Origin of the sequence: Aliamphritea ceti (assembly GCF_024347215.1) — a bacterium.
Lineage (GTDB): Bacteria > Pseudomonadota > Gammaproteobacteria > Pseudomonadales > Balneatricaceae > Amphritea > Amphritea ceti.
Map to the genome: position 1 here is coordinate 1,533,715 of NZ_AP025282.1, position 10,755 is coordinate 1,544,469.

Genomic DNA, 10,755 nt, shown 5'->3' on the forward strand with positions numbered 1-10,755 from the left:
ATGTAACCTTTTAAGGTTTAGAGAGTATATTTTCGTAGCTGTATGTTGTCAGCTGTTTTCAGATCTGGGGTTGTGATCTGCTTGATCCATGTCAGGCCGTGGCAGATAAGTGCCGAAAAAAAAACCGCAGAGATTATCTGCGGTTTTTTTGTTTATTTGCATAAACAGCTTAATTAATCGTTTTCAGCGCTGTCAGCAGAGCCCAGCTTTTCAGCGAGATCTGACAAGTTAGCTAACTGATCATTACTGTTAGCAACCAGGCTGAATTTATCTTTCAGTAACTGCTGTACTTGCAGCATGTTCAGGGCGTACTCGTTCAGCGTAACAGAGTTAGACTGCTGGTAGTTACCCTTAGCATCAATGCTGGTTACCTGAGTATTACCCAGCAGTACCGGGCTGAAGCCGATCATACGATTTAACTGTACAGCCGTTTCGCCCAGATCCTTGCCGCCGGTTTGCAGTGCCATAGTGAAACCTTTCAGCTCACCCCAGTGCTTAGCGTATTTACGGTACAGTTTTTCGATATCAGCATTGCTTTCAACGGCAGCCTGCAGAGCGATAGCGTCTTTATACACTGAACCTGCATATTTAAATGCTGCTTCCGCAATTACTTTTTCCCAGTTAGTTTTGATGGTTTTAGCGTAACCTTTCAGCTCTTCGCGTTGTTCTGCAGTCAGGTTTTCACCCTTTGCAGAAGTGATTAGCTGGCGGCCATCAATGAATGCTTCAGTGATTGTGTGCAGATAATCAGACTTACCGCCTTTGTCTGCGTTAGCGGCATAGTAACCGTGTGCAAAGGTCATTTCGCTCTTCAGGTCGATCATGCCATCGTTGTTGGCATCTGCGGCTTTAAATGCGTCTTTCTTACCTTTAGCAATAGCGTAAGCGGTTTTTGCGTCCATGCTCAGAACATGTGCAGGTACACCGAAATAGCCGAAAGCTTCATCCCAAACGTGTTCTTTACCTGTGTAAGGGGTGCCTTCTTTGTAAGCCTTGCCGTTTGGTTTGGTATCGGCTTCTAGTTTTTCGTCCAGATAGTTATCTACCGCCTGGTTATAGAAGACAGCGCCCATTGCAAATTTAGAGATCAGTTGGGTGTAATCCAGACCTGTTAGTGGATCGAAGCCTTTGTTGGTAGCAGCAGCTTTCTTGATCATGAATTCAATAACTTCAGGACCGGTCATGTTGCCAGGCCAGCCGTTAACAGCGCCTTTGTAAGTTTTACCGGCCAGGTTTTTCTTTTTAGAAAGTTTATCAACCTGAGTTTGCTTAACTTTAAAGCCTTCTTTCGACGCTGGGTCTATGATTGCACGGCCTGCGTCTTTACCTGAGAAGTAAGCCAGCATCTGAGCTTCCAGCTCCGGATTAGCAGAACCGTTTCCTTTACCTGTCAGTTTTTTCAGCGAGTTATGCAATGCGTGACGTGCGATCTGACCGCTGTAGGAAACAGAGCTTTTCTTGTCGCCGTTGTAGTCTTTAACGGTAATAGGGAAGTCCGCATAAACTTTATGGCTATCAGCCAGAGTTGCCTGAGAGACCAAGATGCCAAAGGTGGCGAAAGTTACTGCTAATGCGAGGGATTTAAGTTTCACGGTAATAAGACCTTTACTGAACAGGTGGAAAAATCCTGTGTCTGTAAACCGGTAGGCGATTACAAACACGCTTATTTAAGATGGCAGGAAATTATCATAATAGTATTAAAGGGGCAATTAATAGTTATTATCATTTAGATTTTGCTTGATGAAAGTCATGCTTTAGAGTGATAAAAAAGCTTTATATACTTGCCAAATGAAGGTTAAAGCTGCTGCAGTGGATCAGATTGGAAATAATCTGGCGAGAAGTACGGGGACAGCGTTCTCTACTCGCAAAATACGTGGGCCGATATGCATAGGAGTAAGCCCTGCTTCATTGAGTTTATCTACTTCATACTGAATGAAACCACCTTCAGGACCAACAGCCAGAGTCGTTGGAGTGTTTTCTGCACAAGGACAGGAAGCTGCATTGTAAGGATGTGCGACAAGTGCCCGGGTGTGAGCTGCAATGGCTGGAAGCTCATCTTCAACGAAAGGTTTGAAGCGTTTACGCAAATGAATTTCAGGTAGTTGGGTATCAATACACTGTTCCAGCCCCAGCATTAATTGTTCCTGGAGGCTTTCAGCATCAAGTACAGGGGAGGACCAATAGCTTTTGTCTACTTTGTAGGCATTGATCAGATAAATCTGTTTTACACCCATGCTGGTGATGCTTTGTAGGGTTCGTTTCAGCATTTTGGGGCGTGGTAACGCCAACACTATGGTCAGAGGGAGCGCGTCGGGAGGGGATTGTGTGCAATTTGTCCTGAGTGTAACGGATATGCCTGAAATAGCGGTAACTTCCGCAATGCCTAACTCTCCATTGAGTTTGCCAACTTTTAGGGTGTCTCCGACCTGAGCCTTGTGAACAGTATGAATGTGCTGAAAGCGGCGGTCTGAGAGCGTCGCAATGTTATCGGTATCGAAGTCGGCTTCAGTTAAGAGTATCAGGTTCATAGCAAGGGTTTTGGCTGCGCAAAAATTGTTTTGTATCTGGTCTTCAGACGGCGAGAGTATGCGGCAAAGTTGTGATGTTGTGTAGTATGTTTCGGCAATTGTTGTAAGAGGTGTTGCAGGTGCAGGTCTGAATAGCTGGTCAGATCAACAAATCGCTGAGAAAAGACACAATACTAAGGGGGATTCTGTAGAATAGCGGAAATTTTTTCGTTAAGGCCAATCTGTGCGTGCAAATCTTCTAACAGGCAATATTACCGGCACTTTGGTCAAAATGACTGTGCCTATGGTGTTTGGCATTGTCAGTCTGATGCTTTTTAATTTAGTTGATAGCTATTTTGTCAGTCAGTTAGGGACAGATGAGCTTGCCGCACTGGGTTTTACTTTTCCTGTTTCGTTTGCCGTTATAAGTCTGTCTATTGGTTTAAGTGTCGGTACATCAGCGACTTTAGCGAAATTAATAGGTGCGGGTGAGCATCAGCAGGCAAAGCAGCTAACAACGGATAACTTGCTGCTAACATCTATTCTGATGTTGCTCGTCAGCAGTATCGCTACTCAGTTTATTGATCCTTTATTCCGATTATTAGGTGCCAATTCTACATTGCTGCCTTTTATTGATGCGTATATGTCTGTCTGGTTTGTTGGTGCCGTTTTTTACGTCATTATAATGGTGTCGAACAGTTCCTTGCGTGCTTATGGCGACACTACAACGCCTGGCGTCATAATGGCATTCTCGGCCATTCTTAATGGTATTCTTGATCCGCTGTTTATTTTTGGTTGGGGTCCGGTGCCTGCGTTTGGCATTGAAGGTGCAGCGATCGCAAGCCTGCTCGCCTGGGGAATTACGGCAAGCCTGGCATTATTTAACCTGTTATTACGTAAACGTTTATTACTACTGACAATCGTCTCCTGGTCGAGTTGTGTTGGTCATTGGTTAATGGTGATGCGCATAGGCTTTCCTGCTGCACTATCCAATATGATGACGCCGTTAGCCGCCGCCATTATGACTGCAGTGGTTGCTGAACATGGTGCGGAAGCTGTTGCCGCTTTCGGTGTTGGTAGTCGGCTGGAGTCTCTGGCGCTGATTGTCAATCTGGCTTTATCCATGACGTTGCCACCATTTTTGAGTCAGAATTTTGGGCGGGGCAGTATTGACCGTGTCGCAAAAGCTTATCGGGGAGCGATGAAGTTTGCTCTGCTCTGGCAAGCTGTTGTTTACCTGATTTTGTGGATGTTTGGCAGCGGAATTGGTGGGTTATTCAGCGATAAACCAGAGGTGGTAGATCTGATTGGTCTCTGGATTATGATTGTGCCAATAGGCTTTGGTTTTCAGGCGGTTACCTTCCTCAGCGCGTCCAGTTTTAATGCTCTGCATCAGCCGTTTAAAGCGATGCGTATCAGTATATTCAGACTCTTTATTCTCTATGTACCTTTAGGCTGTGCTGGTAATTATCTACTGGGGCTTGAAGGTATGTTTTATGGTTTTGTAATTGCCAATATGCTGACGGCATGTCTGGCATTTTTCTGGGTTCGCAAACATCTATCCGGATTGCATACCAGCCAGTTGCCTGACTCACCCTAAAGACTATAAGGGGTTTTATATCTCTGGGAATGCGGGTATGTTGTCATACGTGCTTAACACACAGCAGTTAGATTATTCGTGACTTTGCGAGATATATTCCACTGCTGGAATGTCCACCAAAGTCATATTATCAGCTTGCTGATTAAGCAATATGATCGTACTTGTTTGATTAACTTTCAGTTAAATTCAGGCGCGTTCGATCAAATGTACTTGATATAGATGCAAAGGGGATGTGGGCATGACACAAAAAATTGCGCTGGTTACAGGTGGTACAGGCGGTATTGGTACAGCTATTTGTCGTGCGCTTGCGGATGCAGGTGTGAAGGTGGTTGCAGGTTATAATTCCGGCGGTAATCACGATAAAGCCAGGGCTTGGCAAGACGAACAAAAGAAAGACGGTTATGACATTCTGGTTGCTTATGGTGATGTCACAAATGAAGAGTCATGTGCGGCTTGTATTAAAACCGTAGAAGAAGTTGCCGGAGGCAGTGTTGATATTCTGGTCAACAATGCAGGTATTACCCGTGACGGTACTTTCCGTAAAATGAGCTGGGAACAGTGGAATCAGGTGTTATCTGCTAACCTGGACAGTATGTTCCATATGACGCGTCTGGTGATTAACCCAATGCTGGAAAGCGGTTGGGGCAGGGTGATTAATATTTCATCCGTAAACGCGCAGAAAGGTCAGTTCGGTCAGTGTAACTATTCAGCTGCAAAAGCTGGTATTCACGGTTTTACTAAGGCTTTGGCACAAGAAGTAGCAGCGAAAGGTGTTACCGTTAATACAGTGTCACCCGGGTATGTACTGACACCTATGGTTGCTAAAATTCCGCAGGAAGTTCTGGATAAAATTGTTAAACAGATTCCTGTTGGACGTTTGGGACAACCCGAAGAAATTGGTAAGGCGGTTACTTATCTGTCCAGTGATGACTGTGGTTATGTGACAGGTTCGGATTTCTCTATCAACGGCGGTCAGCATATGTCTTAAGACATTTCTGTAAACGAAAAGTAGAGCACTAAAAAACCCGCAATAGCGGGTTTTTTTGTGGCTAATAAATGCTGCTTACAATATGCCGTAGAAGCGTTGATAAAGCGTTTCCTGGTGACGGGCAAATGGCTGGCAAAGCCATTCCATTTCCAGGCGCTTCAAGTCTGTCAGGCTGGTAGTGCTGTGCTTTTCTTCCAGTGCCTGTTGCAGCCTTTGCATTTGATACTCCAGGCGTAATGCCTGATCTTCTTCCGGAGAGCTTAGATTAAAAGCAATTTCCAATTGGATACAGAGTTGGCGCAGTGCTGTGTCTGAAGCAAATATAACCGGATCAAATTCCTGAGTGCCGTTATGAATGCTACATCCTGTTGTAAAGCGCTGCTGGAGTAACTCGTAAAACGGTGTTTCCGGTTCTAATCCCAGCTGCCATGCGCTTTTCAGTTGCTCAAGGCTGTTGTCATCTAATTCTGCTGCCAGTAACTTTTCTTCTAGTTGTTCGCAAAGGTTAACTTTCCGTTGCCAAGCCTGGAAGGTTTCACTTTGAATGAGTTTTTCCAGCTCAGCTTGCTGCTTCTGTAAATAGCCTTTTGCTGCATGCAGCCGTTGTTGCAGAGTTTCAGAAATGTCGTCCTGCTGACTAAGTATGTTGGCCTGCTCAAGCAGATTGTTGATATGTGCCGGTGACGCCGGAGCTGTCTGCAGGTCTTCTAATATCAGGCATAACTGTTCGATTTTTTCCTGCTCAGTTTGCTGTGACTGAATCGCTTTGCGATTACTTTTCTCAAGCTCATATACTTTGTTGCAGGTTAGACGAAAAGCAGGCCAGAGTTTACGTTCAACACTGTGGAAGCTGTTACCTGTCTGGCGCCACTGTTGTTGTAACTGTTTAATTTGGCGCAGCAACCCATTAAGTAATTCAAGATGCCCTTCTGCGGTGGCCTGTTCGGCTTGCAAACTTAACTGTTTAGCCTGATCAACCAGTGCTTGCTTGGCATCAGCATTCTCTTCCCGGTACGTTTTAATCTTGCCATCAAGAAGTTTTAGCGTACCGTTGAAACGGCTTTGAGCTTCACGGCCAGGTGTACGGTCTACCGGTGTATATTGGCGCCATTCCTGTTTTGCCGTGCGGCTAATCTGTTCTACTTCATTCCAGTCAGGTTGCTCCCAGTCTGTATTTGCTACCAGCATTTCCAGCTGTTCGCAGAGTAGCAGCCGTTGTTGTAGATTTTGTACGCGTTGCTGTTTGAGTTCAGCATAGTGTTGGCTGCATGGCTCGTACGCCTGATCCGATGCTTTCTTGAAGCGTTTCCACAGTTCATGGCTGTGGTAAGGGTCAGTGGCATCCAGGTCTTTCCATTCTTGCTGTAATGTACGTATATGGTCGGCAAGAATTGGTGCATCTGTTGTGCTGCCAATCAGCGCTTCCATTTGCTCACATATGGATTCTTTTTTTGGTGTAACTGCAAAGCCCTGCCAGTCTTTCAGCTGTTGAAGCTGTTTTTGCAGGTTTGCATAGCGGTTACGGCAATTCTTCAGGCTGCTCTGCGGTAATTCATTAAGTAACTCTGCAGCGCGCTTATCTAGGCGGTAAGCATTCTTACTGTTACCTTCGCTGAGGGCCTGTTCTAACTCGTCGAGGCAAACCTCTGCCTGCTGAAGATCCAGCTGCTGAGCTTGCTGGCGTTCAGCACGATGTTGTTGCTTAGCTTGTTTGAGCGTATCGAGGCGTTGTTGCAGTAGCTGAAGAGGGGCAGGAGCGGGCTCGTTAGCTGGCCAGTTAATTAACTGAAGGCATTGTTTCAACACTGTGCTGTCAGCGGTTTCATCTTGCAGTGTTGTGTTTATCTCACTGTAGTGAGTATTAAACCTGTCGCTAGCATCAAGCAGTGTTAGCGTATGTTTACTGACCTGATCTAACTGAGAGTTTATCTGAGAGAACTCAGGGTCAGTTGCTGCCATTGACTGCTGAGTGTCTTTTAATCCTGTTAGCTTGGTTCTGTATTCACTGGTATCTGTCATATCAGCAGATAATTGTGACTGAATGTGCTGCAGATAATCATCAAACTGTTTGAGAAGAGTATTTCTTAGCTGTTGGCGCTGCTCTTTTTCTACCTGTAGACGTTGCTCTGCGGCCAGTTTTTGCTGTTCTTCAGAAAATAGTTGCTGGCAGGCCTTTAGTGCATCTTCCAGCGGTGCTTTTATAGCATTGTTGGAGTCTGCTTCTGATAGCAGTTTTTCTGCATTTTGCTGATAAGCATTCAGTCTGGCTTCAAACTGAGGGTAGATGCCGGTATTGAAGAGTTGTTGCAGTGCTGAGGTTAGTTCGTGCAGCTGCTGTAACAGTTTCTCATGAGTTTTTTGCTGTTCGCGAATATCCCGTAATTTATTACGGATAATACGGTGTACGGTTTTATCTTTGCTGCGGATTTCTTTACAAAGCTGTTCAATGATTTCTGCTTCGTGCAATTTTTCAGCAGCAGCCTGGCGGGTTTGTGAGTGGCCTGCTTTCAGAATGATCGTTCCAAGGCAGGTTTGATCGCTGATTTTTTCGATGGCTACCTGCTGAACAACAGAGTCATCTATGTGCAGTGCAATATGTGTCAGGATGTTGTCATCCTGTAATTGCTGAATGCTATTGATGCTTTGCTGTTGATCGCAGTTATCTGTATTGATAATGACGCGGCATGCACGATCTGCAGCCAGATGACGAACCTGATGGTCGGTATCAATATTTGAGATCCGGCACAGCAGCTCAGGTTCTTCCAGTTTTATAACAGCGGCACTGCGCACGGCAGGATTCTGATCCTGAAGTGCCAGCTGTGTAAGGATCTGATGCTGGTCCGAGTTACTCGCCTCTAATTTGGTGATCGCACGAATACGGACATCAGCTTTAGTGTGTTGCCATTTAGGCTTAAAGAACTTCGCAAACATTTACAACCCGATCCTGAATGAGCCAGCTAAAAACACGATACTGTGGCTAAGGGCGGCTATTCTACCGGGCTTTGAGGTGGCAGGGGAAGGCTTGACAGCTGAGAAAAATCGCCTTTTAGTCAGTGATTTGTTGCAGTTGCTCTGTGTAACTTGCTCTGGACCCAGTGATGCCGCCTGATGTGGCGCCATTGTATAAATTTATCTCTAAAAAAATATCAGGCTGAAGATTGTTGTACTCAGCTGCGACGTATTTCTACATCGCCGTCAATGTAGTACCAGCGATTCTGTTCCTGACGAAAGCGGGAACGTTCCTGCAGGGCAGCAGATTGTCCTTCACTGTCGAAATAGGCGATAAATTCAACAGTGCCTATGTTATCCTCGCGCCCGCCATTATGGCTGCTGATTATTTTTAATCCCGTCCAGGTCGTCATACGCATTTGTTCTGCAATTATCGGAGCGTCTTCCGGTTGTCTGTTTTCTGCGGCTGTTGTCGCTATCAGATAATCCACACTACCTAGTGCAAATGCAGTGTAACGGGATCGCATCAGAGCTTCGGCAGTTGTTGCCGGTTTGTTACCGTTAATGGCGGGTTCGCAACAAAAATTGAATGGTTTTCCTGAGCCGCACGGGCATTGCTTTGTGGTATCTTTGGCGTCATGCAGCATAGGAATTCCTGTTTTGATTCAAACGGTTTTGATTCAGACGGCTTTCATTATAAATAGCCGCGGCGTGAATCATATAGACCGATAGCATTAGAGGCTAGCAATGGCTAAGCAAACTTTTTACTGGCATGACTATGAAACCAGTGGTGCCGATACCCGCCGTGACCGGCCATTGCAGTTTGCCGGTATACGTACTGATATGGATCTGAATATCATTGAAGAGCCTTTGATGATTTATTGCAGTCCGGCGGAAGATGTTTTACCTCATCCTGAGGCATGCCTTATTACCGGGTTAACACCTCAGCAAGCTTTACGTGAAGGTTACTGTGAAGCTGAGTTTATGCAGCAGGTGCATGATCAGCTCGCTCGTCCGGGTACTTGTGGTGTTGGCTATAACAGCATCCGCTTTGATGACGAGATTACCCGTCAGGCGTTGTACCGTAATTTTTTTGATCCTTATGCCCGTGAATGGCAAAACGGCTGCTCCCGCTGGGATATCATCGATATGATGCGCTTGACCCGTGCTTTACGGCCAGAAGGTATCGAATGGCCTGAATATCCGGATGGACGGCCGAGTATGCGGCTTGAAGATCTGACTAAAGCCAATGGCATAGATCATGGTAATGCCCATGATGCTTTGTCAGATGTGCATGCCACGATTGGTATGGCCAGGTTGGTTAAAGAGCGACAGCCTAAGTTATATGACTATGTTTTAAATAACCGCTCCAAGCAGTCGATACAGAATATGTTAGATGTAGTTACCATGAAGCCGGTACTACATGTTTCATCAATGTATCCGGCGGAATGGGGAAATTTGGCAATTGTTGCACCCGTAGCGGCTCATCCGGTTAACCGTAACAGCATCATCGTTTACGATTTGAGGGTTGACCCTTCAGCAATGCTGGCAATGCCACAAGAAGAGATTAAACGTCTTTTATATACAGCGACAGATGATCTTGCGCCGGGTGAGGCACGTTTACCCCTGAAGCAGCTGCATGTTAATAAATCGCCTGTTGTTGCGCCAGCAAGCATGCTGACAACAGAAGAGGCGAATCGGCTGGGGATTAAGGGGGCTGATTGCCGTACCCATTTAGAGATGTTGCGTGCTAGTCGGGATTTAAAAGAGAAGCTAGCATGGGTATTTGCAGAGCAGGATTTTGCAGAGGATCTTGACCCGGATCATATGCTGTATGGCGGTGGTTTTTTCAATGATTCTGATAAAGCGGCAATGAATCAGATTCGTGAAGCTTCGCCGCAACAGTTAGCGGGTATGGAGTTTGCGTTTCAGGATCCGCGTTTAGAAGAAATGCTGTTGCGTTATAAAGCGCGTAACTATCCTCATATTTTGGATGAGGAGCAGCGTCAGCGTTGGGAAGAGTACCGTAAGCTGAAGTTGATGGGGCCAGATAATGGCGGCTATCTGACGATTCCAGCACTCTTTGAACGCTTAAATGTCTTGTATCAGTTACCGGAAACGGAACAGAAGCAAAAGGATATCTTGGAAGAACTCGCACTCTATGCGGAGGCGATTTATCCATCTGATGAGGTCTATTAATGATAATACGTAGAGCTGCAGTTTGGCTGGGTGTACTGGGAAGCATGGCTACTTTGTCGCTTGCTTCTCATGCGGCTGGACAGCTGAATGAAGCGATTACGTATGTGATTACTCAGCCAGCCGGATATCTGGATAGTTCACCTGAACCTGCTACCTTGTATGACCTGAAGCCGCGGGGATTCGTTGATGGCGAAAGTATGTTCGAGGTGCGCCCTGCAATGATTCAGGAGAAACAGTTACCACCGCCAACGGTGATACCCTTTGATCGCTTTGATCCTGTTCAGGTTGTTATTGGTGAGCAGGAAATAGTACCGACTCATTCAGCTGAAGATAAAATTTTCTTGCAAATAGCCATTGATCAGGTCGAAATTGATTGTCTGTTGGGCGAAATAGAAGGTGATGACTGTGCGGCATTTGATGTTATCGAAGAAGAACCAGCAGGACCTGATTCGCAACCCAAATCACGGCGGGTAATTGATCGTCAGTTTCAGGCTTTGCAGTAAGTTGTCTGG

General features: G+C 45.8%; 8 protein-coding genes. 4 read left to right on the forward strand and 4 right to left on the reverse strand.

What is annotated here, in order from left to right:
- Positions 1 to 173: 173 nt before the first annotated feature.
- Both OCU49_RS07035 and OCU49_RS07040 read right to left on the reverse strand, forming a co-directional pair.
- Positions 174 to 1,592 carry a DUF4856 domain-containing protein gene (locus OCU49_RS07035; RefSeq protein WP_261844272.1) on the reverse strand — a complete coding sequence of 473 codons (1,419 nt, stop codon included), beginning with the start codon at positions 1,590 to 1,592 and terminating at the stop codon, positions 174 to 176.
- 222 nt (positions 1,593 to 1,814) lie between these two features.
- A complete protein-coding gene (locus OCU49_RS07040; RefSeq protein ID WP_261844273.1) occupies positions 1,815 to 2,528 on the reverse strand; it encodes a 16S rRNA (uracil(1498)-N(3))-methyltransferase in 714 nt (237 codons plus the stop codon).
- A 223-nt stretch (positions 2,529 to 2,751) separates the two neighbouring features.
- Here OCU49_RS07040 and OCU49_RS07045 point away from each other — a divergent pair, with 223 nt between their 5' ends.
- Together OCU49_RS07045 and phbB are read left to right on the forward strand one after the other, a co-directional pair.
- A complete protein-coding gene (locus OCU49_RS07045) occupies positions 2,752 to 4,107 on the forward strand; it encodes an MATE family efflux transporter (RefSeq protein WP_261844274.1) in 1,356 nt (451 codons plus the stop codon).
- 238 nt (positions 4,108 to 4,345) lie between these two features.
- Positions 4,346 to 5,095, forward strand: coding sequence for an acetoacetyl-CoA reductase (gene phbB / locus OCU49_RS07050; RefSeq protein ID WP_261844275.1), 750 nt, complete (start codon positions 4,346 to 4,348; stop codon positions 5,093 to 5,095).
- Positions 5,096 to 5,170: 75 nt separating this feature from the next.
- Here phbB and OCU49_RS07055 read toward each other — a convergent pair whose 3' ends face one another.
- Together OCU49_RS07055 and OCU49_RS07060 are read right to left on the reverse strand one after the other, a co-directional pair.
- Entirely contained in the window at positions 5,171 to 8,026 is a 2,856-nt protein-coding gene (locus tag OCU49_RS07055; RefSeq protein ID WP_261844276.1) for a DUF349 domain-containing protein, read from the reverse strand.
- A 236-nt stretch (positions 8,027 to 8,262) separates the two neighbouring features.
- Positions 8,263 to 8,691: a YchJ family protein gene (locus tag OCU49_RS07060; protein WP_261844277.1), complete on the reverse strand. Its 429-nt coding sequence runs from the start codon at positions 8,689 to 8,691 to the stop codon at positions 8,263 to 8,265.
- A 100-nt stretch (positions 8,692 to 8,791) separates the two neighbouring features.
- On the opposite strand from OCU49_RS07060, the gene sbcB reads away from it, so the two are divergent.
- On the forward strand, positions 8,792 to 10,243 hold the full coding sequence (gene sbcB, locus OCU49_RS07065) for an exodeoxyribonuclease I (RefSeq protein WP_261844278.1): 1,452 nt from the start codon (positions 8,792 to 8,794) through the stop codon (positions 10,241 to 10,243).
- Positions 10,243 to 10,746 (forward strand): hypothetical protein, encoded by a 504-nt coding sequence (locus OCU49_RS07070; RefSeq protein WP_261844279.1) that lies wholly within the window; start codon positions 10,243 to 10,245, stop codon positions 10,744 to 10,746. The genes sbcB and OCU49_RS07070 overlap by 1 nt, the downstream gene beginning before the upstream one ends.
- Positions 10,747 to 10,755: the final 9 nt, after the last annotated feature.